This window comes from Brevibacterium sanguinis (assembly GCF_039528855.1).
Classification (GTDB): Bacteria; Actinomycetota; Actinomycetes; order Actinomycetales; family Brevibacteriaceae; genus Brevibacterium; species Brevibacterium sanguinis.
The window spans coordinates 97,915-122,082 of sequence record NZ_BAAAMB010000014.1 but is presented as its reverse complement, the minus strand read 5'-3'; the positions used below and the strand labels follow the sequence as shown (position 1 = coordinate 122,082).

The following is a 24,168-nucleotide window of genomic DNA, read 5'->3' as shown; positions in this document are numbered from 1 at the left end:
CGGGGACGCGAGAGTCGCGCCAGGCCTCGATCAAGGGGCAGCACGGATAGCGGGGCGTGCACGCGACCGCATCCGCACTGCCGCTTGATCGAGAGCGGACCGGGCGCGCGGCAACGGGCGCACAAGCCCAGCGCAGCTCTGCCGGCGGCGTGTGCCTGCCGTGCGCGCGGCCCAGTCTCAGATGAGGTCGAGGATCGCCTCGGCGGCGGCGTGCGAGTCGCACAGGGTCGCGGCGTCCGTGTCCGGGTTCGCGGCGATCGCCAGCCCCCACTGCACCGCGGAGAGCTGGATCGACAGGGCGAAGCGGCGCGGATGGACCGTGCCGAACGCGTCGATCGTGCGGTAGGGGCGCGGCGTCACCGCGAGCCCGCTCAACCGCTTCTCACGACCGTCGTCCAAGGTCAGACGCGCCGAGGTGAGCTGACCTCGGTCGACCATGCCGTGGATGAGGACGTCGGAGGCCAGGGCCACGGAGTTCGTCGGTGAGGCCGCATCGATGACGACGCTGCCGGTGAGAGCGCCCGTCACCCGCGCCGAGGTGACGGTGAAGATCTGCGGCAGCGGATCGGTGACCGCGGGGTCCGGTCCGGCCGGGGCCCCGGCGTCGGCAGCCTCGGCGGTCGGATCGTTCTCCGCGATGTGCATGTCGGGGCCGATGAAGCGGACGATGCCGGCATCGGCGAGCGCGATGAGTTCGGCGATCCGCCTCGGCGGGGGACCGTCGCAGATCCCGGAGACGAAGTTCTCGAACCAGCCGCGGATCTCCATGTCCGTGCTCACCGGGTCGATGTGGCCTTCGGCGATGAGCTCCTTGAGGAGGAGCCGCGCCTGCCAGAGCACCATGAAGAGCGATTTGACGGGGCTGCCGTGGGGACCGGCGAGGGAATCGCGGAGGTCGGTGCGGAGGAAGTCGAGCATCCAGTCGTGGAGCGAGGAATCGGCGCCCGGTTCGCGACCGGCGAACTCCTTGTCCTCGAGGGGGTCGAGGAGGTCGTGGAGGGACAGCCGGTGCGCCGGGTCGGGGACGAGCTCCTCTTCGATCTCGGCCCACGCGAAGGCCTCGCGGGTGACGCGTCCGGAGCGGGAGGACTCGGCGGAGTCGTCGGCATCGGGGTGGGTCTCCTGCCAGGTGCGGCGCGTGAGGTGGCGGGAGACCGCCTCGGCGATCGCTTCGCGCAGACGTCCGGGGTCATCGGCGAAGGCGTCGGGAGCGGTGCGCGCCAGCGTCCGGTAGTACGCGAAGCGGAGGTCGGCGAGGATGAGCGGCCACAGCTGATCGTTGAAGCGCGCGGCGGCCCTGGCCTCGCCCTCGAGGTCGTCGAGGCCGGCGAGCTGGGCGACGTTGTCCCGTGTGAAGTAGCGCAGCGGCCACGTGGTGCGCGGGTGGTCGGGGCTGATCGGCTTGCTGCGGTAGGGGATGCCGCGGCGGGAGCCGAGGAAGAGCAGCGGCTCCTCGCCGCTCGGGGTGTAGCTGAGCGCGCCGGCACCGTCCTCGTCGGCGGTGAACCGTCCGCCCCGCTCGATCGTCAGCAGGGTCTGGACGTCGAAGTAGTTGAGTCCCATGCCGCGGACGATGACGCGGGCGCCGGCGGGCACCTCGGTCAGCGGCGCCTCGGCGGGCAGGCTCTGGGGGATGTAGAGTCCCCCGTTGCGCTGGGCGTAGGCGGCGAGGCGGGCGCGTTCGTCGGCTTGGGCGCTCGGGATGTGGCCGACGGCGAGGACGACCGCCGAGGCGATGATCGTCGTCCCGTCCTCGCAGCGCACGAGCTGCGGGGGAGCGGCCGCTGCCGAGTCGTCGCCGGGGAGGTCGACGGCGGGCAGGTCGATGACGGACTCGACCGTGGTGCGGTGCTCGACGATCTCGATGAAATCGGGGGCAGCGGCGCGGATCCGCTCGTAGGCGTCGCGCAGGTACTCGCCGTAGAGGGTGCGGCTCGGGAAGGTCGAGTCGACGGGCTCGGTGCCCCCGCGGGCCCGGTACCACTGCGCCATCGTCGGGCCGATGGGGAAGGATTCGGCAGCGTCGCCCGTCGCGGACGAGGCCCCCACCTCGGCGGGATCGGGGGCGCTGCCCGCGGACCCGGCCGCTGCCTCGGCGAGGAAGGAGCAGCTGGCATCGGGGAAGATCGTCTGCTCACCGATCGTCGTGTTCATCAGCAGACTCGTCGGCTGGTCGGTGCGCCACACGATGCCCGCGCCGGGCGGGTACGGGTCGATGAGGTGGACGGCGATGGGGTCGCGGGAGTCGGGCCAGCGGGCTGCGGCGAGGGCGACGATCCGCTCGAGGACGCTCAGCCCGCGGGGGCCGACTCCGATGATCGCGACCGTGCTGTCGGCGGTCACTCCTGCGTGCCGGCGCCGGGGCCGGGGTAGCCGGGCCACGGATCGCCCGGCTGGTAGTCCTGCGGGTAGCACATGCCGGCCGCGTTCGGTTCGCCCGGAACGGTCTCCGGGGTGGGCTCAGCGGTCGCGTCGTCGCCGGCGGGCGCCTCGGTGCCGGTCTCCGTGTCCTGGGAGTCGTCGGTGGTCCCGGAATCAGTGGTGTCCTCGCCGGCGTCGGAGCCGTTGTTCTGGGAGGGATCGTTCGTCGGCTGCGGGGTCTCGGCGCCGTCGGAGGCACCCTGGATCTCGCCCTGGATCCACTGGTGGAGGACGTCGAAGTCCGGGTCGTAGGTGGGGGTGACGTCGTTGTTGATCTGGACGGTGGTGACGTCGCCCTTCTGCATCGCGACGGCGAGTTCGATGAACGCGGGGATCTCGTTCTGCGGGATCGACGTCGCGATGTTCTTCGTCGCCGACCCGGCGAGCTTCGGGTAGGCGGCGGCGAGTTCCTGCGGGTCGATCTGCTCGAGGGTCGTCTTGAGCATCCGCTGCTGACGGCACATGCGGTCGTAGTTATCGCTGCCTTCGCGGGAGCGGACGTACCAGAGGGCCTTCTTGCCCTTGAGGTTCTGCGGGCCCGGATCGATCCAGCCGAAGACCTTGTTCGGCACGCCCGACATCGATTTGCCGCCGCCCATCGGGATGGGGCGTTCGACGTCGATGTTGACTCCGCCGATCGCGTCGACGACGTCTTCGAAGCCGGCCATGTCGACCGAGGCCCAGTAGTCGAGGTTGAGTCCCAGCGAGCCTTCGACGGCGGCCATCGTCGCTGTCATGCCGGGTTCGAGGCCGTTCGTCTCGCCGACGGCGTCGGGGTTCTCCTCGCCCCACTGCCAGACGGCGTTGATGAGGTCGACGGAGGAGTCGCCGGTGGGGCGGAACCCGTCGGGCCAGGCCTGGGCTTCGGGGCTGTCTGCCGGGAAGATCGGGAACGCGAGGTTGCGGGGCACGGAGATGAGCGCGGCGTTGCCGGTCTTCGTGTCGATCGAGGCGACGAGCATCGTGTCCGGGCGGGTGCCGGTGCGGTCGTCGCCGTTGTCGCGGCCGATGAGGAAGACGTTGATGAACGGCTTGTCCTTCCACAGCTCCTGCGCGTCGAGGGTCCTGCCGGTGCTCGCGCCGAAGAGGCTGGCGATCGTGTCGGCCTGGACGCGGGCGTAGACGGAGCCGATGCCGAAGGGAATGCCGATGATGAGGACGAGGGAGACGACGAGGAGGCCGGACATCCGGTTCTGCCACGGCGCATACCGATGGCCCTTGCGCAGGCCGAGATGGGAGATGACGATGACGACGATCCAGATGAGACCGACGAGGACCGCGCCGATCGCAAGGACGTTGAGCAGCGTCGGGGTGGCGATGATCGTGGCGACCGCGTGGACGGGTCCCTTGATGAGGAGGTAGCCGATCGCGATGAGGATCGTGAGGACGAATCCGCCGAAGACGATGAGGCCGAGCGGCCGGAACTTCGTCCGCAGCAGGCCGACACCGGGCAGGAGCGTGCTCAGCGAGGTCCATCCGACGAGTGAGGGGAATCCCTCGCCGAGGCGGGAGGAATGACGGCGGGCCCGTGCCGGTCCGCGGGTGGCCGGGGACTCGTCCCCTGACTGGGCGTCGTCGGCTGCGGCGTTCGTGTTCGGTGCCGACGCCGAGGCGGTGGCGGCGTGTGAGCGAGCACTGCCGGCTGATCCGGCAGTTGCGGCTGCTGCGGCTGCGCCAGCGCCGGTGCGGCGGCGGTCGTTGTCGGTGCGGCGTCTGTCATCGTTGCCGGCGGCGCGGTGCGCCTGATCCTGCGCGGAAGAGTGCTGCTGACCGGCAGGCGGCTGGTGTGCTGCGGGGGACTGCTGAGAGGTGGGGGACTGCTGGCCGGTCGGAGTCTGCTGGGCGGCTGCGGCGACACCGGCGGCGCTGGCGCCGCTTGCCGCGGCGGCGCGCAGCATCCGTGCTTCACGCCGTGTGCGAGGGGCGACGGGGCGCGGGGTCGGCGCCTTCGAGTCGCCGCGATGGTCGGAGTCCCGCGGGGATTCTGAACTGCGGCGGTCGGTCCCGCGATTGTTGCCGCGTGTCTCGGAGCTGCGGCCGCGGAAGTCGTCGGCGCGGCCGGAGGAGGAGGGGACATCTGTGGGGGAGTTGCTGCGTCGCGACTGATTGAGCGAGAGGTTCGGGGTGTCCTTGTGCGCAGCGGACGGAGGCTGCGGGGGAGAGGCAGGGGTGTTCGGCGACGGAGCGGAACCGGAGTTCTCGGTCGAGCTGGCGGCGGCTTCGCCGCGGAAGCGTGGGCGGGATGAGGCACGGAGACGGCGACCGGCGGAGGAGGAATCAGGGTCGCTCCCCTGAGGTCCTCTCTTGTCAGGGGGAAACTCTGGCAAGTTCTCTACTCCTTGTTGCTCTTCTCGTACGTCGCATCTCGGGCCCTTGACGCCTGGTCAGCGGCGCAGACGTACCCAGCGATGTGCGAACGAATGGGGCGTGTCGAAGCGCAGGTCACGGGTCACATCACTATGATTTTACGCCGGTACATTGATGAATGCTGGTATTCGGATCAGCGATGACCTGGGAAACTGCCTCAACGTGCGGCATCTCGGGCGATCTGAGGTCAGCTCGTATGATCAAGGCCACTCCGTGCGCGCGAACTTTGCTCTCGGAGCTTCCTTTCGCATAGGCTGGTGCTCGCAGTCTGAACTGTGGTGCCGGGGTTCGCGGAATGTGCGAGATCTCGGGCCGAAATCTGGAGTCGTGGCTGAGCGGCCGAAAGCGTCACCCTGCTAAGGTGAAGTCCCTTGAACTGGGGACCGTGGGTTCAAATCCCACCGGCTCCGCGTGTGATGTGTCGCGACATCGTTCACTCGATGTCGCGGCACATTTCTCTTTTCTCACCCGGGTCTGGCCCACGACATCGTTCCGGTTTTTCACCGGATGTCCCACGTCATCGTTCACCGCTTCGCCTGGTAGTCCTTCGTGGCATCGATGACGTGTTCGGCGATGATCTCTCCTGCCTCGACCTGCTGCTTGCCGGGATCGTCGCGTCAGTGCCGGGATCTAGTCTGGAGCGATCAGCCATCGGGAGTCGGTTGGCGCCCCAGTGAGGCGACGGTCCCGGCGACCGAGGGAAGCGCGTGAATTGAGAGAGAGTCAATCGTGAAGATCATCGTCATCGGAGCCGGAGGTCACGTCGGCGGGGTCGCCGCGGCCGGACTCGCAGCCCGTGGGCATGAGGTCATTGCCGCGTCCCGCTCCACTGATCCCGGAGTCGATACTGCCGATCCGGAATCGATCCGTTCGTTCCTCGCCGAGGTGGGACCGGTCGATGCCATCGTCGTGGCAGCCGGATCCGTGCCCTTCAAGCCGGTCACCGAACTCACGCGAGACGACTACGCCAGCGCCTTCAGCTCGAAGGTCCTCGGTCAGCTCGAATTCGTCACCCAAGGCGTCGACACGGTGCGCGACGGGGGATCGATCACCCTGACGACCGGAGTCCTGTCCCGCGAGTCCGTCCCGACTGCCGCTGCGGCGGCGATGGCCAACGGGGCAGTCGAGTCCTTCGTCATGGCAGCGGCCCCCGAGCTGCCGCGCGGCATCCGAATCAACGCGGTGAGCCCCAATGTCCTGGCCAACTCGCCGCACTTCCACGATGCGTTCGCCGGGATGACGCCGGTGTCCGACGAGGAGGTCGCGACCGCGTTCGTGAGGTCCGTCGAAGGAAACATCACCGGACGCGTCCTCACGGTCTGAGTTTCGCTGAGATGAGCCGTGAACGAGCGTCCGCGCTTCACCGCACGTGCATTCGCCACCACAGCAGGGCGACGTGGAGTGCGGTCCGTGACTCGGCATCGTCGAGAGAGACGCCGAGGCGCTCCTCGAGCTTCGCCAACCGCGCGTAGAGGGCGGGGCGGGAGAGGAACCCTGCCCGCGCGAGCGCCGACTTGTTCCCTCCGTGGGTGAGGACGAGGTCGAGGAAGTCGAGCATCTCGTCATCCCCGTCGAGCAGCGGCCCGAGCTCGCCCTCGGCGAAGGCCCGCAGGCGCGAGTCCTCACCGAGCACGGCGAGCAGACCGCGCAGCCGCACATCGGCAGAACGGTAGAAGAGCTGCTCGCGGACCTCGAGCGTCGAGGCCACCTCGGCGACCTGCGCGGCGGTGGGGAGTCTGCCGATGGCCGCGATGAGCGACACGTCACTTCGTCCGACGCCCACGGTCCACGTGACATCGAGGTCGGGCATCGCGGAGAACACGCGGTCGAGGACCTTCGTCTCGTCGCGACGGCCGGGCAGCGCGAGGATGAGGCCGAACGAACCGGACTGCAGCTGGGCGGAGACGGCGGCAATGTCGGCCTGAGCGGTCGCCTCGGTGACCTCCGCGATGACAGCGCGCTCCCACAGCTGAATCCGCGTCGGATCGGCCGCCGGATCGTGGTCGATGCGCACGACGACCGGAACGAGACGGGCTCCCGCGGGCGGATCGAAGCCGAGCGACCGCGCACGGACCCGCACCTCGTCCTCGTCGACGTGGCGCGCGTCGAGGATCTCCCGGACGAAACCGCTCTGCGCCTGCAGCACGAGGTCACGCTCATCGCGTTCGGCCATCCTGGTGAGCGTGAGAGCCTGAGCCGCGCGCTCGACGATCTGTTCGACATCCGGCACAGCGGCGCGCGTGATACCCGGCACGACGAGTCGGCCCCAACGGCGGGCGCGCAGGCCCACGGGCAGCGAATGCCATCGTCTGTCGACACCGAGGTGACCGGCGAGCACCGACGATCCCGCACCGAGGCGGCCTCCGGACTCCGCGCGGTCACCGGGCTCCGCGCGTCCGGCGCCCGTCTCGACGACGAGATCCCTCCACTGGGCGGCGAGGGCCTCCGACCCGTCCCCGGCATGCGCGAGCACCCGGTGGCCGACGTCCTCGAGGATGACGGGAGCACCGAGGAGGGCGGCCGTGCGCGCGACGATCACCCCGACCTCAGCCCGCTCGAGACTGAGCTGGGTGTACGTCTCGTGGATCTCCCGGGCGCGTTCGAGACGACCGAGCTGCTGGCCGAGCAGCGCCCGATGCGCGAGCTCGGTGATGCGGACGAACTTGACCCGACGGCGCAGGCAGATGACGGGCAGGCTCCGGTCCGCAGCGGCGGCGCGGAGCACCGTGGCGGCGGCGTCATCGGGCGTCGAGTCGTCGTTGACGAGCTCGACGATGACTCCGGCGGCGCCGGCGTGCTCGAGCTGATCGAGGAACTGCGCCATCGCCGGTGCCGACCGGCGGAACGTCTGCGCCGTGGTGAGCACGAGCTCCCCGCCTTCGAGGAACCGTTCGACCTCGGGCGCATCGGCGATGTGGATCCACCGGACCGGGCGGTCGAGACGCTCGCCGCCGGAGAAGATCTCGGGACTGCCGGAACGGATCTCCCCGAAGCCGAGCACATCGGCGACGACGAGGCCACCGGCACGCTCGGACTCAGCCGTCTCCGCAGAGTCCCTCGGGACCCGCTCGCCGTCATTGATCGTCATTGACACAGTGTAAATCTCCGCGCACCGAAGCTGACACTCTGACACTGACGTCGCACCGCCTCGGCGACGATGATGAGAGGACGCACCTCTGCCGTCGACGTCGAAGGAACCCCCTCATGCCCGCCATCTCCCATTGGATCAACGGCCGCCCCGAGAACCTCGGGGCGGACACCCGCCTCGGCGAGGTGACGAACCCGGCGACCGGACAGGTCACCGGTGAGGTCGCACTCGCCGACAAGGCCACCGCGGACGCCGCGATCGCTGCAGCCGCGGCCGCCTTCCCCGGCTGGCGCGACACCTCGCTGGCCAAGCGCACCGCGATCCTCTTCGCCTTCCGGGAACTGCTCAACTCCCGCAAGGCCGAACTCGCCGAGATCATCACCGCCGAACACGGGAAGGTGCTCTCCGACGCCATGGGCGAGATCGCCCGCGGCCAGGAGGTCGTCGAATTCGCGTGCGGCATCGCAGGCCTCCTCAAGGGCGGCTTCTCGGAGAACGTCTCCTCGACCGTCGACGTCCACTCGCTGCGTCAGCCGCTCGGCGTCGCCGCGATCATCTCGCCATTCAACTTCCCGGCCATGGTGCCGATGTGGTTCTTCCCCATCGCCATCGCCGCCGGCAACACCGTCGTCCTCAAGCCCAGCGAAAAGGACCCGAGCGCGGCGAACTGGCTCGCCGAGCTCTGGCAGGAAGCCGGTCTGCCCGACGGTGTGTTCAACGTCCTCCACGGCGACAAGGAAGCCGTGGACACGCTCCTGACCAGCCCGGACGTCGCCTCGGTGTCCTTCGTCGGGTCGACCCCGATCGCGCGCTACGTCTACGAGACGGGCACCGCGTCCGGCAAGCGGGTGCAGGCGCTCGGCGGTGCGAAGAACCACATGCTCGTCCTCCCCGACGCCGACCTCGACCTCGCCGCCGACGCCGCCGTCAACGCCGGGTACGGCGCTGCCGGGGAGCGGTGCATGGCGATCTCCGTCGTCGTCGCCGTCGACTCGATCGCCGATGAGCTCGTGGCGAAGATCGCCGAACGCACGCGCACCCTGCGCATCGGCGACGGTCGGGACGAGCCGGACATGGGCCCGCTCATCACCGCCGCCCACCGCGACAAGGTGTCCGGGTACATCGATGCCGGCGCCGAGGCGGGAGCCACCGTCGTCCTCGACGGGCGTGATGACGTGCCCGCGGACGGGTTCTTCCTCAATCCGACTCTCTTCGACAACGTCACCCCCGACATGTCGATCTACACCGACGAGATCTTCGGGCCGGTGCTCTCCGTCGTCCGGGTCCCCGGCTACGACGAGGGCCTCGACCTCATCAACGCCAACCCCTACGGCAACGGCACCGCGATCTTCACCAACGACGGCGGTGCCGCCCGCCGCTATGAACGGGAGGTCGAGGTCGGGATGGTCGGCGTCAACGTTCCGATCCCCGTCCCCGTCGGCTACTACTCGTTCGGCGGCTGGAAGAACTCCCTCTTCGGCGACACCCACGCCTACGGCGACGAGGGCGTCCACTTCTTCACCCGCGGCAAGGTCGTCACCTCCCGCTGGCTCGATCCCAGCCACGGCGGACTCAACCTCGGCTTCCCGACCCACGACTGACAAGGACACGACGATGACGACGACCGTCGACAGCGCAGACACCCCGACCACCTCCGCCGAGGCGGCCCCCACCTCGGCGGTCACCGCCGATCAGCTCGCCGCCGGACGCCGCGCGTACGAACTCGATCGCCGGCACGTCTTCCACTCGTGGCAGGCGCAGGGCGCCTTCGACCCGATGACCGTCGTCGCGGCGCAGGGCTCGTACGTCTGGGACGGGGAGGGGCGGAAGCTCCTCGACTTCTCCTCGCAGCTGGTCAACACGAACATCGGACACCAGCATCCGAAGGTCGTCGCCGCCGTCCAGGAGCAGGCGGCGCGGCTGTGCACGATCGCCCCGCAGCACGTCAACGACGCCCGCTCCGAGGCGGCGCGACTCATCGCCGAGCTCACCCCCGGCGACCTCGACCACGTGTTCTTCACCAACGGCGGGGCCGACGCGAACGAGCATGCGATCCGCATGGCCCGCCTGCACACCGGTCGGACGAAGGTGCTCTCGGCCTACCGCAGCTACCACGGCGGCACGCAACTGGCCGTCAACGTCACCGGCGACCCGCGGCGGTTCCCCAACGACTACTCGGCCGAGGGCGTCGTCCACTTCATGCCCGCCTACCAGTACCGTTCGTACTTCGGGGCGACGACCGAGGCGGAGGAGACGGAGCGGGCGCTGCGCCACCTCGAGGACCTCATCGTCCTCGAGGGACCGGCGAACATCGCCGCCCTCGTCCTCGAGACCGTGCCCGGCACCGCCGGCATCTACGGGCCGCCCGCCGGGTACCTCGAGGGAGTCCGCGAGCTCACCGCGAAGCACGGCATCGTCTACATCGCCGACGAGGTGATGGCCGGATTCGGCCGCACGGGCCGCTGGTTCGCCGTCGACCGCTGGGGTGTCACCCCTGACCTCATCACCTTCGCGAAGGGGGTCAACTCCGGGTATGTGCCGCTCGGCGGGGTCGCGATCTCCGCCGCGATCGCCGAGACCTTCCGCGACCGCGCCTACCCCGGCGGGCTGACGTACTCGGGGCATCCGCTCGCGTGCGCGGCGGCCGTCGCGACCATCGGAGCGATGCGGGAGGAGGGGATGGTGGAGAATGCCGACCGCCTCGGCGCCGAGGTGATCGGACCGACCCTGCAGGAACTCGCGTCCCGGCATCCCTCGGTCGGCGATGTCCGCGGCATGGGCTGCTTCTGGGCGGTCGAGCTCGTCCGCAACCGGGAGACGAAGGAGCCGCTGGCCGCGTACGGCGGCAGCTCGCCGGAGATGAACGAGGTCATTGCCGCGCTCAAGGCCGGCGGGGTCCTCCCGTTCGCGAACTTCAATCGCATCCACATCGTCCCGCCGCTCAACACCCCGGACGCCGAGGTGCGCGCGGGCCTCGCGGTGCTCGACGAGGCGCTCAGCATCGCCGACCGCTACGTCGGCTGAGTCGCCGCTGGAAGGCGGCCGACCGGACCACCGGTCGGTCGCCTCGGCGAGGTCCGGGCGACGACAACCTCGGCGATGTCCTGGCGACAACCTCCCTGGATGTGAAAGCTGATACAGTCGGACCGTTTGCCCCGCTGTTTGTCCAGTTGGGAGATGAACGCAGGGTGAACAGGGTGACCGGGCGCTGAAAAGTGGATGAAGTTCAGACTTCGGACGCTGTAGACTCGCACCTGGTTGAGGTCGCAGTCTGTCGCTCGGCCGTTCCCCGTCCTCATTGTGTCTACGTCCAAGGTCGCTGAGTGGAAATCTTCTTCGTTGTCGTGCTCGTCGTGGCACTGGCGCTCTTCTTCGACTTCACCAATGGCTTCCACGACACGGCCAATGCGATGGCGACGCCGATCGCCACCGGTGCGATCAAGCCGAAGGCCGCTGTCACCCTCGCCGCGATCCTCAACCTCATCGGCGCCTTCCTCTCCACCGAGGTGGCGAAGACGATCTCCGGCGGGATCATCAAGGAGGGCGATGGGGGAGTCCAGATCACTCCCGAGTTCATCCTCGCCGGCCTCATCGGCGCGATCATCTGGAACATGGCGACCTGGCGCTTCGGTCTGCCGTCCTCGTCGTCGCATGCGCTCTTCGGAGGTCTCATCGGTGCGGCCATCGTCGGCGCGGGCGTCAACTCCGTGGACTTCGGCGTCTTCCTCTCCAAGGTCGTCATCCCCGCGATCGCCGCGCCGCTCATCGCAGGCACCAGCGCCTACATGTGCACGCGCCTGGCCTACTACATCACGCGGCGCAACGGTGACGGCCAGACCGCGCACCGGGCGCCGTTCAAGTACGGGCAGATCTTCAGCTCCTCGCTCGTCGCACTCGCTCACGGCACGAACGACGCGCAGAAGACGATGGGCGTCATCACACTCGTCCTCATCTCCGCGAACCTTCAGGAGGGCGGCACCGGCCCGCAGTTCTGGGTCATCGTCACGTGTGCGTTCGCGATCGCGTTCGGCACGTACGTCGGCGGTTGGCGCATCATCGACACGCTCGGCACGAAGCTCACCACCGTCAAGCCGGCGCAGGGTCTGTCCGCCGAGACCTCGACGGCTGCGGCGATCCTCGCCTCCTCGCACCTCGGCTTCGCCCTGTCGACGACCCAGGTCGCCTCTGGGTCGGTGCTCGGGTCCGGGCTCGGCCGCAAGGGCGCCGACGTCCGCTGGTCGACGGCCGGGCGGATCGCCTCGGGCTGGCTGCTGACGATCCCGGCCGCCGGCATCGTCGGTGCCGCCGCTGCGGGCGTCGCGTACTTCGGTCTCTTCGGCGTCCTCGTCGACACGGCCGTCGCCGTCGCCGTCGTGCTGTGGATCTACCTCAGCTCCCGGCGGGCGAAGGAGACCGAGATCTCGAACTTCGACACCGTCGGCGAGGCGGTCAATGTCCGCGGTCGCAAGCGCAAGCTCCGCCAGGACCGCAACCGCAAGCGCGCCGCGGCCAAGCGTGAGGCCCGCACCGAGGCGATGGAGCAGAAGACCGCCGCGAAGCAGGCGCGCAAGGCGCAGGCACGCCGCGGGTCCGCGGGCAACGGTGGTGGCGCCGGATCTGGTGCTGGTGTCGGTCCGGGCGCTGGTGCTGACGGTGCCGCTGCTGACCGGGCCGGTGTCGGCGTGGCTGATGCCGGTGCGCGCGGCTCAGATCGAACCGACGGCGCTGACGCCGCCGATCTGACCGGGGCTGATGCAGTCGGCCCGGACGCTCCGAAGGACAAGGGAGACGCGAAATGATCGAATGGAGCTCCTTCGCCGTTGTCGCCATCGCGACGTGGGTGTCCTCGCTCGTCGTCATCGGGCTGTTCTCGACTGCCGTGCGCATGCGCGCCGTGCACATCGACCAGATCGCGGAGGGCCATCCCAATCCGCTGCTCAAGCTCGGCTACTGCGCGGTCTTCGGGGTCTGCGGCCTCCTCGTCCTCTACGGCGTCTACCTCATCGTCCCGGCACTCAACGGAGGCTGAGCGCACCGCCGCCGAAGCGCAGCTGCCGGACCGCCAGCGCCAGCGCCGGACAGTAGGCGGGCAGCGGGCGCCCGGACGCCAGCTGCGCTCAGTTCGCCTTCGCACGCCTCGCAACAGCACAAACAACGCGCAGCCCCACGCACAACCCGCGGCCGCACGCACACCCCGCAGCCACGCGCACTACCCGTGGCTCGCTACGTCATCGGTGGAGTGCTGAAACCTCCCCGTGCACGCGGTGTTTGTCGAGCTCCGGGTGCGGGATAGTTTCGGGCTGGAGGCATCCCGCACCCTCAGCCGCAACTCCACCGCGCAGTCCCAAGCACTACCCTGAGCCGCACGCACTACCCGTGGCTCGCCACGTCATCGGTGGAGCGCTGAATCCTCCCCGTGCAGGCGGTGTTTGTCGAGCTCCGGGTGCGGGACAGCTTCGAGCCGCAGACACCCCGCCCGAACCGCTCTGAACGGCAATACTCTGATCCGGCCTGCACTGCGCCACTGTGCGCGCCCGCTCCGGTCGCCGTCCCGGCCATTCGCCGCCGCCGCAGCGCACTTCGGGGTGAATGCGACGATCCCCCGACCACCTCGGCGGTGATCGGGGGATCGGTCGTCTCAGACGACGAGCTCGAAGCCCTCAGCCGACGGTGCGGCCGAAGCGCTCGGCCGACGTCGTCAGGCGCTCAGCCTCAGGCGAGGCCCAGGTGCGTGCGGAGCTTGTCGACCTCGGCGCGGAGTTCGGCGGGAACCGAATCGCCGAGTTCGGCGTACCATTCCTCGATCGAGGCGAGCTCGGTCTCCCACTCCTCGGGCTTGATCGCGAGCGCCTTGCGCAGCTGCTCCTCGGTGAAGTCGAGGCCCTCGGTGTCGAGGCCGTCTTCGGTCGGGGTGAAGCCGAGCGGGGACTCAGCGGCGTCGACGGTGCCGTTGACGCGTTCGAAGACCCACTTGAGCACGCGCGAGTTCTCCGAGAATCCGGGCCACAGGAACGAGTTGTCGTCGTCGCGACGGAACCAGTTGACGTAGAAGATCTTCGGCAGCTTCGCACCGTCGGTCTGGCCGATGTTGAGCCAGTGCTGGAGGTAGTCGCCGACGTTGTAGCCGATGAACGGCCGCATCGCCATGGGATCGCGGCGGACGACGCCGACAGCGCCGGTGGCGGCGGCGGTGGTCTCCGAGGAGAGCACCGAGCCCATGAACACACCGTGGTTCCAGTCGCGCGTCTCGGTGACGAGCGGCATCGTCGTCTTGCGGCGTCCGCCGAAGAGGATCGCCGAGATCGGCACTCCGTTGGGGTTCTGCCACTCGGGAGCGAGCGTGGGCACATTCGAGATCGGGGTGCAGAAGCGCGAGTTCGGGTGGGCGGCCGGGGTCTCCGAGTCCGGAGTCCAGTCGTTGCCGCGCCAGTCGGTGAGGTGCGCGGGCTTCTCGTCGGTCTTGCCCTCCCACCACACGTCGCCGTCATCGGTGAGCGCCACGTTCGTGAAGATGTTGCCACCGGCCTCGATCGCGTGCATCGCGGTCGGGTTCGTCGAGTAGCCGGTGCCCGGCGCCACGCCGAAGAGGCCGAACTCGGGGTTGACGGCGTAGAGCTGGCCGTCGTCGCCGAAGCGCATCCAGGCGATGTCGTCGCCGAGGGTCTCGGCCTTCCAGCCGGGAATCGTCGGCTCGATCATCGCGAGGTTCGTCTTGCCGCAGGCCGACGGGAACGCCGCGGCGATGTACTTGACCTGCCCTTGCGGGTTCGTCAGCTTGAGGATGAGCATGTGCTCGGCCAGCCAGCCCTCGTCATGGGCGATCGCCGAGGCGATGCGCAGCGCGTAGCACTTCTTGCCGAGCAGCGCGTTGCCGCCGTAGCCGGAGCCGAACGACCAGATCGAGCGCTCCTCCGGGAAGTGGGTGATGTACTTCGTCGAGTTGTTCGGCCAGGCGACGTCCTCTTCGCCTTCGGCGAGCGGGGCGCCGACGGAGTGGACGCACTCGACGAAGTCCGCGTTCTGCGCGTCGATCGCATCGAGGGCGTACTTGCCCGAGCGAGCCATGATGAGCATGGAGAGCACGACGTAGGGCGAGTCGGTGACCTCGATGCCGAACATCGGCTGGTCCGCCTCGGCGAGGCCCATGACGAACGGGATGACGTACATCGTGCGTCCGCGCATCGAGCCCTCGAAGAGACCGTTGAGGGTCTGCTTCATCTCAGCGGGGGCGACCCAGTTGTTGAGTGCGCCGGCATCCTTCTCATCGACCGAGCAGATGTAGGTGCGGTCCTCGACGCGGGCGACGTCCTCGGGGTCCGACGCTGCGTAGTAGGAGTCCTTCGTGCCGGTGAGGGCCACGAGCGTCCCGGCGTCGACGAGCTGCTGCGTGATGAGGGCCTTCTGGCCTTCGGAGCCGTCGATCCAGACGATGTCGTCGGGGGTCGTGAGGTGGGCGATCCGGCTGACGAACGAGAGCACCTTCTCGTTCTTCGTCGGTGCGTTCTTCAGCTGGTCAGCGACGACGTCATGGTCGAGGACTGTCATGAGTGGTCTCCTGGTCGATCGGGGTTTGACGACATTGGGGAGGATGTCGAGCGGTGGTTACACAACCACGGTAGGGTGGCGGCAGAGGCGGAGTTCACCGGTTTTCGGCAACCGAAGATGTGCATTGGGCCACAAAGACGAGGTCGCTGACGCAAATGCGTCATTTGAGTGACGTATTTTTTCACAGCAATGACGGATAGTTGCAGATCCTGACTTTCGTTGAAAATTGCATCACCGTTCACCTCGCCGAGGTTGTTCGCCCACCCGTTTGTCCGGCGTTTCCCGCCGGCCGGGTCACCCGAGGGTCACGATTGTCCGCAGGGGTGGTTCGCGGAGAACGACTGATGATCACGGGGCGTTCGACGCAGGCGTCGCGGATTGAGGGTTGCCGCGGCTGCGCATCCCGAGCCTCGCGAAAACTGTGGCGAAGGGCACTGCCGGGGATTTGAGGTCGGGTGAACATCCTGTGTATAGTTGTTCGAGTTGCAGGGCGGACGCCCGGTCGACATGCGCCATTAGCTCAACGGATAGAGCATCTGACTACGGATCAGAAGGTTGGGGGTTCGAATCCCTCATGGCGCACCACAGAAGGCCTCTCACCAGGTGAAACATCCGGTGAGGGGCCTTCGTCGATTGCATCGGCCGAAGCCCGATCAGTGGTGGTTCCGAGTCCCGATCGGCGGAAGCGCCGAAGCCCGCTCGGCGGTCATGGCGAGTCCTGAGAGGCGAAGATGGGACCTGACAGGCACGGGTCGGGAGGCACGTTTGATGTGTTCACGGGAGCCGCATGGATGACGCCGACAACCGCGAACCCATGCGGGACGTGCCGGTGACGCTTGCCTCGACGGTCCCCGCCGACTTCGCGCTGCCGACCGATATCCTCGAGTTCACCGGCCCGGACCCCGAACCGATCTGGCTCAATGAGGCCGGAGGAGTGACGGTGCGCTTCGACGGTGACGCGGCGGGAGACGGCACCCGTCTCCGGTACCTCAAGCGCAACCCGCTGCCGAGCAGTGAGGATCTCGCACTCGAAAAGGAGAAGCTCGAGTGGCTGACCCTCCGGCATCCCGTCCCGCGCGTCATCGACTATGTCCGCCGAGGCGACGCCGAATTCCTCATCACCGAAGCGATCCCCGGCGCCAACGCGGTCGCCGCCGAGAACAGAGCGCGAGCGAACACCGCCATCGCCGCCATCGGCGAAGGGCTGCGCCGCCTTCACGATCTTCCCGTCGACGACTGCCCGTGGACGTGGTCCGTCGCGGACCGACTGCGGGCCGCGACGAGCGAACAGGCGAGCACTCTCAGCCCGACTCCGGAGATCGACCGCCTCGTCGTCTGCCACGGCGACCCGTGTGCCCCGAACACCCTGCTCGATGCGGCCGGCCGCTTCGTCGGGCACGTCGACATGCAGCGCCTCGGTGTCGCCGACCGCTGGGCCGACCTCGCGGTGGCGACGATGTCGTTCGGCTGGAACTACGACTCCTTCGACGAGGCGGTCTTCTGGGACGCCTACGGCATCGCCCCTGACGAGAAGAGGATCCGGTACTACCGCGAGCTGTGGGACGCGGAGTAGGGGTGTCGTATCCCCGTCAGTTCTCCTCCCCGATCTTCACGGCGAGCACCGGCACCGGGGAGTCGAGCAGCAGACGCTGACTCACCGACCCCATGAGGGCCTTGCCGACGCGGGACCGGCGCTTCATGCCGATGACGAGGCGCGAGACATCCGAGCGGGCATCGAGTTCGTCGAGGACCGCCTCGGCGGGATCGCGGTCACCGCGCCCACGTCGGTCGACGAGTTCATACGGCACCTCGGAGGCGTCGAGCGTCGTCGTGTCGAACGTCGACTGGATGCCGAGCGGGATGACGATGAGGCCGGTGTCGAAATGCCGGGCTTCGCTGATCGCTGCCGTCAGCGCCGCCTCGGCGGTCTGGTTGTCGGGAACTGCCACCATGATGGCCATGGCTTCTCCTTCTGATCGGAGTGGGTCTGATCGGGGTAGGTGCGCCGGGTGGGGAGTGCCGGCAACGGAGGTCACCGTTCATTCTCGCCGATGGGGTGTGGAACAGCACCTGGTCAACCGTCCGCGCGGAGGATGCGAATACCTCTGTGGGCTTCGGCGGTCCGGCTCACTGCCCGTACTTCGTGCGGAACTCCTCCTCGAGATCCTCGAGTGTCTTGTCCCGGGTCTCCGGCAGCATCGCGATGAGGAAGATGAGTGCGAGCACGCCGCAGCCGGCCAGCAGGAAGAACGTCGCAGAGATGCCCAGCGATGCGACGACCGGTGGGAAGAACTGTGCGACGGCCGCGTTGGCCATCCACAGTGCGAAGACGCAGATGCCCATTGCGAACGACCGGATCTTCAGCGGGAAGATCTCCGAGAGCATGAGCCAGGTCAGCGGACCGATCGTGCCCTGCATCGAGAAGACGAAGAGAATGACGAAGACGAGAATCGCGTAGGCCTTGAACTGGCCTTCCGGGAGGAAAGCGGCGGAGAGACCGATGAGGATGTGGAAGAACGTGGTGAGCATGAATCCGCCGATGAGCATTCTCCGCCGCGGCAGTCGGTTGATGAGCATGATGCCCACAGTGATGCCGAGAACCGACGCGAGCCCATTGAGCGTGTTCGCCACGATCGCCGCGTCGGCGGAGAAGCCGGCATCGGTGAGCAGCTGGGTGCCGTAGTACATGACCGCGTTGATGCCGGAGAGCTGTGAGGCGATGCCGATGCCGATGCCGATGACGACTAGTCGCAGCACCCACTTCGAGGCGAGATCGGAGAGGCCACCGGTCTTCGACTTCTCCTCCTGTTCGGCGAGGAGTTCGACCTCCTTCATCTCCGCCTCGGCGCGTTCGGTCGACCGCACCTGCTTGAGGACGTCGAAGGCCTGATCGTCGCGGTGCTTCGAGATCAGCCAGCGCGGGCTCTCCGGGAGGAAGAGGATGCCGATGAGCAGGGCGATCGCCGGCAGCACGGCGACAGCGAGCATGTAGCGCCAGACTCCGTCGTGTTCACCCCAGAGATTGAAGATGATCGCGTTGATGACGAAGGCCGCGAACTGACCCGACACGATCATCACCTCATTGCGGGTGACGAGCGAACCGCGCTTCTCGAACGGCGAGAGCTCGGCGAGGTAGACGGGCACCGTCGTCGAGGCCGCCCCGACCGCGAGACCGAGGACGAAGCGGGCACCGGCGAGGAACTGCCAGTTCGGTGCGAGCGCGCACGCCAGCGTCCCGACGATGAAGAACAGCGAGAGTCCGAGGATGTTCGAGCGGCGTCCGTAGGCGTCCGAGAGCCTGCCGCCGATGACCGCGCCGAAGGCCGCGCCGATCGTGAGGAAGCTGACGACGAGTCCCTCGGTGCGCGGGGTCAGTCCGAAATCCTGGGTGAGCGGCTCGAGGGCGCCGTTGACGACGCCCGTGTCGTAGCCGAAGAGCAGGCCGCCGAACGTCGCGACGACGGCGATGATGCCCAGTCGCGAGGTGTGCGGCCCCTTCGTGTCCGGGGGCAGGTCCACCAGGGATTTCTGTTGTCCGCTCATGGCGATCACTCTCCTTCGAATGACGTGCGTCCCGGCGCCGGTGCGGCGCCGTGCCTGGATTCGAGCAATGGTTGGGGACGGAACCGCGGAAGCGGTCCCGCAGGGAACTGGGCTGATGGGGTCAGGTGGTGCGCGGTCGGATGGTCAGCGCCGAGGCTGCGGTAGGCGGCCCGAAGCGATCAGGTCGTGCGTGCAGTCGTCAGTCGGCATCGCCTCCGTGCCGGGCGACGAGGTCGTCGATCGTCGTCTTCTGGTACCGGCTGACCGCGTCGTTGTTCTCGTTCTCCCCGAAGACGTTGGAGACGATGAGCGCATCGGGTCGGTCGAGGAACCCCGCCTCGCCGAGGCGGCCGAAGAGGGCATCGAAATCGACGTCCCCGTCACCGACCTTGAGGTGCTGGTGCACCCGCGCCGAGGTGGTCGGCGGGTTCGCGATGTACCGCAGCCCGTGCGAGGCCCGGTGGTCGAAGGCGTCGGAGATGTAGACGGCCCGCAGGCGATCGCCGAGTTCGGGCACGAGGGTGTCGAGGCAGTCGCCGTAGTGGAAGGTGTGCGGGGCGACGTAGACGAAGCCGATCGCCTCCGAGTCGAGGCCGCGCAGCACCCGCCACGCCTCATGCCCGTCCTCGACGAAGTCGTCGGGATGCGGGTCGAAGTTGAGCCTGAGCCTCTCCCGCTCGATGACGGGCAGGATCTCATCCATCGACCGGTAGAACGACTCCTCGGACTCCTCGAAGGACTCGGGGCGACCGCTGAACTCGGTGTTGATCGTCTCCACTCCGAGGTCGACGGCGATCTCGATGACCCGGAGGAAGTTCCTCACCGCCGCTTCCCTCTTCGCCTCATCCGGCCAGGCGATCCGCTGCACCGGCAGCAGGGCGGGCACGGTGATGCCGGCGGCGTCGACGCTGCGGGCGAACCGGGCGATGAGGTCGCGGTCCATCTTCGGGTAGCGGAAGTGCGTCGCGAAGTCCGGATGCGGGGTCAGCTGCATGTGCTCGAAGCCGAGGTCGGCAGTTGCGGCCGCGAAGTCGAGCAGCCGGTGCGTGTGGTGCAGCGGGGTGGGGTCGTAGGCGAGCTTCATGATCGGCTCCTCACGCGTAGAACGCGGGCGTTTCCGGGACGTCGACGGTGTGGAGCTGGCCGTCGCGCATTGCGGCGACTCCCGCGCCGCAGGCCACGGCGACACGGTAGCCGTCCCAGGCGGAAGGCCCGGCGATCTCCCCGTTGCGAGCTGCATCGACCCAGGCTTGGACCTGGGCGTCGTAGGCGGTCGCGAAGCGAGTGGTGAAGTCAGCGTGCTCGGTGATCGACGACCGGCCTCTGTGCCAGTTCTGCAGACCCGTGGGATCGCCGATGCGCGCGATGCCTTCGGAGAAGACGGCTTCTGTCGTCACTTGGTAGCCGAACTGGATGCTCACATTGATCTCGACATCGACGAGGACACCGTTCTCGAGTCCGATGAGCACGAGCAGCGGTTCGCTCAGCCGATCGGGGGTGAGCGGATTCCGCCTGGTCTCCTTGACTTCGATCGACGTGATCGGTGAGCCCGCAAGCCACGGCACGATGTCGAACTCGTGGACCACGGACCCGTCGATGAGCGTGTTCTGATCGTAGTCGTCGGGCACGCTCGCATTCCGGTGTGCGCAGTGGAGCATGAGCAGCTCTCCGTCGTCGCCGGACTCGATGAGTTCGCGCAGCTGCCGGTACTCGGGATCGAAGCGGCGCATGAAACCGACCTGGATGAGCTTCCTTCCGCCCGCCTGCTCGGCTTCGAGGACGCGCCACGAGGATTCCGGGTCCGGCGTCAGCGGCTTCTCGCACAGGGTGGGCAGCCCCGCCTCGATCGCGGGCAGGAGGACGGCCTCGTGGAGGAACCCGGGGGTGGCGACGAGGAGTCCGTCGACGGCACCGGCGGCGATCGCATCCTCGACGCGGGAGAAGGCCTGCGCCCCGGGGGCGTTGGCGAGTGCGGCCTGCGCTCGCCCCTCATCGGGTTCGATGACGGCCGAGACCGTCGCTCCGCTGATCGACGAGGCGATGCGCTTGATGTGGTCGGCGCCCATCATTCCGGCGCCGACGACTCCGACGCGGAAGTCGGCAGTGGGGTTCAGCTGTGCCATGGTGGGGTTCTCCTTGAGTTCGGTCGGGTCGTCTGCGGCGGTGCAGAGTCGCCGAGGCGGTCGGGTCGGCTCAGCGGTCGGTGACTGCGGCCGGGGTGGAGGTGAGGATCGTCGAGAGCGTGCGCTCGGCGATCGGGAAGGGCGCGTCGACGCTGCAGCCGAACATGTCCTGTTCGACGATGGCGAAGGTGTCCGGGGCCAGCGCGGCGATCGCCTCGATGATCGGATCGAGCGGTGGGATGCCCTGGTTCGGTTCGACCATGATCCCGTCGGCGACAGCCTCGGCGAAGGGGGTGTCGGACTTGAGGACATCGAAGATCTTCACCGGGTCGACCTGTTTGAGGTGGAGGTAGCCGATCCGCGAGGGATGGTCGGCGATGAGCTTGAGGTTGTCCCCGCCGTAGTAGGAGAAGTGCCCGGTGTCGAGGCAGAGGTTCGTGTACGCCTCATCGGTGAGCTCGAGGAACCGCTCGACCTCCGAATGGGTGCCGACGTGGGAGTCCGCGTGGGAGTGGAACTGCTGGTGGAGGCCGAACTCCTCCTCGAGGGCCCGACCGAGACGGTCGTGGCCGGCCGCCAGGCGCGTCCAGCCCTCGGCGTCGAGGGTGCGCGGTTCGAGGACCTCGCTCGTGGCGTCGGAGCGCCACAGGTCGGGGATGACGACGATGTGCTCGCCGCCGAGCTCCTGCGTCAGCGCCGCGATCTTCTCGACCTGCGCCCACGCGCGACCCCACTGGTCATCGGTCTTGTGGAAGCCGGTGAAGACGGTGCCGCCGGAGAGCTTGAGGCCGCGGGAGTCGAGTTCCTCGCGCAGCTGGGCGGGGTCGGTGGGCAGATAGCCGTAGGGTCCGAGCTCGATCCACGTGTAGCCGGCAGCGGCGACCTCGTCGAGGAAGCGCTGCCACGGCACCTGTCCGGGATGGTCGGGGAACCACACGCCCCACGAGTCCGGGGCCGTGCCGATGCGCAGGGTCTGGGGGCGGGGCGCGGTGTCGGCCGGTGTCGGCGTCGTCGTGGTCATGTCAGTGATCCTTCGGGTGCGGTTCGGGTCGGTGGTCGGCGTGCTCATCGCCGCAGCAGCGGTGGTCGCGGTCACAGCAGCGGGCGCGGTCACAGCAGCGGCCTCTGCTTCTTCACGGCGATCTCGTACTCCTCGCGGGCGGCCTGCGTGTCCGACATCGTTGAGGTCTCGGCGACGGGGACGTCCCACCAGCCCTCGCCGTCGGGGGCGTAGACGAGCGGGTCGGAGTCGATGTGGATGAGCGTCGAGGTCGGTGCCTCACGGGCGGCGGCGACCGCCTCGGCGAGTCGGGTGCTCGCGTCCGGGCCCGGCGCGATCTCGACGACGTCGATCCCGTAGGAACGGGCGTTGGCGGCGAGATCGACGGGGAGGACCTCGTCGGTGCGGAAATCGGTCGCCTCGGCGTCGTACTTCCGGTACCACGTCCCGAACCGGGGCGCGCCCACGGTCTCGGAGAGGTGCCCGATCGACGCGTACCCGTGGTTCTGGACGAGGACGACGATGAGCTTGAGGCCCTCGGCGACGGCGGTGACGAGCTCGGTGTGGAGCATGAGGTAGGAGCCGTCGCCGACCATGACGATCGCGTTCCGATCCGCGGCCTCGACGGCGCTGCCGTCGGGTGGCACGGTCGAACCGTCGTCACCCTCTGCGGCGACGAGCGCATCGGCGGCGTCGATCGCGCGTCGCACGCCGAGCCCTCCGGCGATCTCGTAGCCCATGCATGAGAAGGCGTACTCGACGTGGTAGCCGAGGGGATCGCGGGTGCGCCAGAGTTTCTGCAGGTCACCGGGCAGGGAACCGGCGGCCTGGATGACGACGTCGCGAGGGCCGGCGGCGCGATTCACCGCGCCGATGATCTCCGCCTGGCCCGGCAGCGCGGCCGGCGTCGGCGCCACCGCGGCATCGACCGTCGCCGTCCACGCATCGCGTTCGGTCTCGACCCGACGCCGCAGCTCGGTGCTCACCCGATGATCGCCGAGGTGCTCGCGGAGACCGCGGATGCCCTCCCTGGCATCGGCGACGATGGGGAAGCGGCTGCCGTGCTTGAACGCGTCGAAGCCGGCGACGTTGAGGTTGACGAAGCGGACGTCCGGGTGGCCGAACACCGTGCGGCTGGCCGTCGTGAAGTCGCTGTAGCGGGTGCCGATGCCGATGACGACATCGGCGTCGGCGGCGATCCGATTGGCGGCCGTCGACCCCGTCGCCCCGATCCCGCCGAGGTTGAGGGGATGATTCCAGTCGAGCACCCCGCCGCCGGCCTGGGTCGTGGCGACGGGGATGCCCGTCGCCTCGGCGAAGGTGCGCAGCTCGTCCTCGGCACCGGAGTAGAGGACGCCGCCACCGGCGATGATGAGCGGGGTCTGCGCCTCCTCGATCGCCGCGACCGCGCGGGTGAGCGGCCCCCACTCCGGCAGCGGCCGGCGCAGATGCCAGTCGCGTTCGGCGAGGAACTCCTCGGGGACCTCGAGGGTCTCGGCCTGGACGTCCTCGGGCAGGGCGATCGTCACCGCACCGGTCTCGGCCGGGTCGGTGAGCACACGCATCGCGGCCAGGGCGATCGAGAAGAGCTGCTCGGGCCGGTCGACCCGGTCGAAGAACCGCGACAACGGCCGGAACGCGTCGGTGACCTGCAGTGATGTGTCGTGGGGGTGTTCGAGCTGCTGGAGCACGGGATCGGCCACCCGAGTGGCGAACGTGTCGGAGGGCAGGAGGAGGGCGGGCATCCGGTTCGCGGTCGCCAGAGCCGCGCCCGTGAGCATGTTCGCCGCCCCCGGTCCGACCGAGGCCGCCGAGGCGAACGTCGACCGGCGCCGATTCATCCGCGCGAAGCCGACGGACTCGTGGACCATCGCCTGTTCGTTGCGGGCCTGGTGGTAGGGCATCGCCCCCGGGTCGTCGTGCGCGAGCTGGCGCAGCGCCTGCCCGATGCCGGCGACATTGCCGTGGCCGAAGATCCCGAAGGTGCCCGCGATCGTCCGCTGCCGGATGTCCCCGTCGACGGTGTACTGGCGGGAGAGGAAGGTCATCAGCGCTTGGGCGACCGTCATCGTCGTGGTCAT

Annotated in this window: 16 protein-coding genes and 2 tRNA genes; 8 read left to right on the top strand and 10 right to left on the bottom strand. The window is 68.5% G+C overall.

The annotated features are described in order from the left end of the window. Nucleotides 1-177: 177 nt before the first annotated feature. Both ABD154_RS15335 and ABD154_RS15330 read right to left on the bottom strand, forming a co-directional pair. Nucleotides 178-2,343, bottom strand: a complete 2,166-nt coding sequence (locus ABD154_RS15335) for an FAD/NAD(P)-binding protein (protein WP_344251596.1) — start codon at nucleotides 2,341-2,343, stop codon at nucleotides 178-180. Next, nucleotides 2,340-4,319 carry an LCP family glycopolymer transferase gene (locus ABD154_RS15330; protein WP_344251595.1) on the bottom strand — a complete coding sequence of 660 codons (1,980 nt, stop codon included), beginning with the start codon at nucleotides 4,317-4,319 and terminating at the stop codon, nucleotides 2,340-2,342. The genes ABD154_RS15335 and ABD154_RS15330 overlap by 4 nt, the downstream gene beginning before the upstream one ends. Before the next feature lie 790 nt (nucleotides 4,320-5,109). On the opposite strand from ABD154_RS15330, the gene ABD154_RS15325 reads away from it, so the two are divergent. Then, nucleotides 5,110-5,198 (top strand) — tRNA-Ser (locus ABD154_RS15325). A gap of 319 nt (nucleotides 5,199-5,517) precedes the next feature. Next, nucleotides 5,518-6,111: a short chain dehydrogenase gene (locus tag ABD154_RS15320; protein WP_344251594.1), complete on the top strand. Its 594-nt coding sequence runs from the start codon at nucleotides 5,518-5,520 to the stop codon at nucleotides 6,109-6,111. 37 nt (nucleotides 6,112-6,148) lie between these two features. Here the strand turns inward: ABD154_RS15320 and ABD154_RS15315 are convergent, their stop codons facing one another. Further along, nucleotides 6,149-7,876 (bottom strand): PucR family transcriptional regulator, encoded by a 1,728-nt coding sequence (locus tag ABD154_RS15315; RefSeq protein WP_344251593.1) that lies wholly within the window; start codon nucleotides 7,874-7,876, stop codon nucleotides 6,149-6,151. Nucleotides 7,877-7,992: 116 nt separating this feature from the next. Between ABD154_RS15315 and ABD154_RS15310 the strand changes: the two genes are divergently transcribed. The 4 genes from ABD154_RS15310 to ABD154_RS15295 all read left to right on the top strand — a co-directional run bounded on the left by ABD154_RS15310 (nucleotide 7,993) and on the right by ABD154_RS15295 (nucleotide 12,905). Then, entirely contained in the window at nucleotides 7,993-9,477 is a 1,485-nt protein-coding gene (locus ABD154_RS15310) for a CoA-acylating methylmalonate-semialdehyde dehydrogenase (protein ID WP_344251592.1), read from the top strand. A gap of 13 nt (nucleotides 9,478-9,490) precedes the next feature. Then, nucleotides 9,491-10,900, top strand: coding sequence for an aspartate aminotransferase family protein (locus tag ABD154_RS15305; protein ID WP_344251591.1), 1,410 nt, complete (start codon nucleotides 9,491-9,493; stop codon nucleotides 10,898-10,900). A 299-nt stretch (nucleotides 10,901-11,199) separates the two neighbouring features. Beyond that, nucleotides 11,200-12,675 (top strand): inorganic phosphate transporter, encoded by a 1,476-nt coding sequence (locus tag ABD154_RS15300; protein WP_198499731.1) that lies wholly within the window; start codon nucleotides 11,200-11,202, stop codon nucleotides 12,673-12,675. Continuing rightward, entirely contained in the window at nucleotides 12,672-12,905 is a 234-nt protein-coding gene (locus ABD154_RS15295) for a hypothetical protein (RefSeq protein WP_198499730.1), read from the top strand. Before ABD154_RS15300 ends, ABD154_RS15295 begins: the two co-directional genes overlap by 4 nt. A gap of 683 nt (nucleotides 12,906-13,588) precedes the next feature. Here the strand turns inward: ABD154_RS15295 and ABD154_RS15290 are convergent. After that, complete coding sequence (locus ABD154_RS15290; RefSeq protein ID WP_198499729.1) at nucleotides 13,589-15,421, bottom strand: phosphoenolpyruvate carboxykinase (GTP); 1,833 nt, start codon at nucleotides 15,419-15,421, stop codon at nucleotides 13,589-13,591. Between the two features lie 509 nt (nucleotides 15,422-15,930). Here ABD154_RS15290 and ABD154_RS15285 point away from each other — a divergent pair. Together ABD154_RS15285 and ABD154_RS15280 are read left to right on the top strand one after the other, a co-directional pair. After that, nucleotides 15,931-16,006: transfer RNA gene (locus ABD154_RS15285), tRNA-Arg, on the top strand. Nucleotides 16,007-16,208: 202 nt separating this feature from the next. Continuing rightward, nucleotides 16,209-16,994 (top strand): aminoglycoside 3'-phosphotransferase, encoded by a 786-nt coding sequence (locus tag ABD154_RS15280; RefSeq protein WP_198499728.1) that lies wholly within the window; start codon nucleotides 16,209-16,211, stop codon nucleotides 16,992-16,994. Between the two features lie 16 nt (nucleotides 16,995-17,010). Here the strand turns inward: ABD154_RS15280 and ABD154_RS15275 are convergent, their stop codons facing one another. From ABD154_RS15275 to ABD154_RS15250, 6 genes are all read right to left on the bottom strand, one after another. Then, the gene (locus ABD154_RS15275; RefSeq protein ID WP_198499727.1) at nucleotides 17,011-17,382 is read right to left on the bottom strand and encodes a universal stress protein; all 372 of its coding nucleotides are present in this window, start codon (nucleotides 17,380-17,382) and stop codon (nucleotides 17,011-17,013) included. Nucleotides 17,383-17,548: 166 nt separating this feature from the next. Next, entirely contained in the window at nucleotides 17,549-18,964 is a 1,416-nt protein-coding gene (locus ABD154_RS15270; RefSeq protein ID WP_198499726.1) for a sugar porter family MFS transporter, read from the bottom strand. A gap of 199 nt (nucleotides 18,965-19,163) precedes the next feature. Next, a complete protein-coding gene (locus tag ABD154_RS15265; protein WP_198499725.1) occupies nucleotides 19,164-20,048 on the bottom strand; it encodes a sugar phosphate isomerase/epimerase family protein in 885 nt (294 codons plus the stop codon). A gap of 10 nt (nucleotides 20,049-20,058) precedes the next feature. Continuing rightward, nucleotides 20,059-21,087 (bottom strand): Gfo/Idh/MocA family protein, encoded by a 1,029-nt coding sequence (locus ABD154_RS15260; RefSeq protein ID WP_198499724.1) that lies wholly within the window; start codon nucleotides 21,085-21,087, stop codon nucleotides 20,059-20,061. A gap of 70 nt (nucleotides 21,088-21,157) precedes the next feature. Then, nucleotides 21,158-22,108, bottom strand: coding sequence for a sugar phosphate isomerase/epimerase family protein (locus ABD154_RS15255; protein WP_211978717.1), 951 nt, complete (start codon nucleotides 22,106-22,108; stop codon nucleotides 21,158-21,160). Nucleotides 22,109-22,197: 89 nt separating this feature from the next. Next, nucleotides 22,198-24,168 (bottom strand): 3D-(3,5/4)-trihydroxycyclohexane-1,2-dione acylhydrolase (decyclizing), encoded by a 1,971-nt coding sequence (locus ABD154_RS15250; protein WP_249120998.1) that lies wholly within the window; start codon nucleotides 24,166-24,168, stop codon nucleotides 22,198-22,200.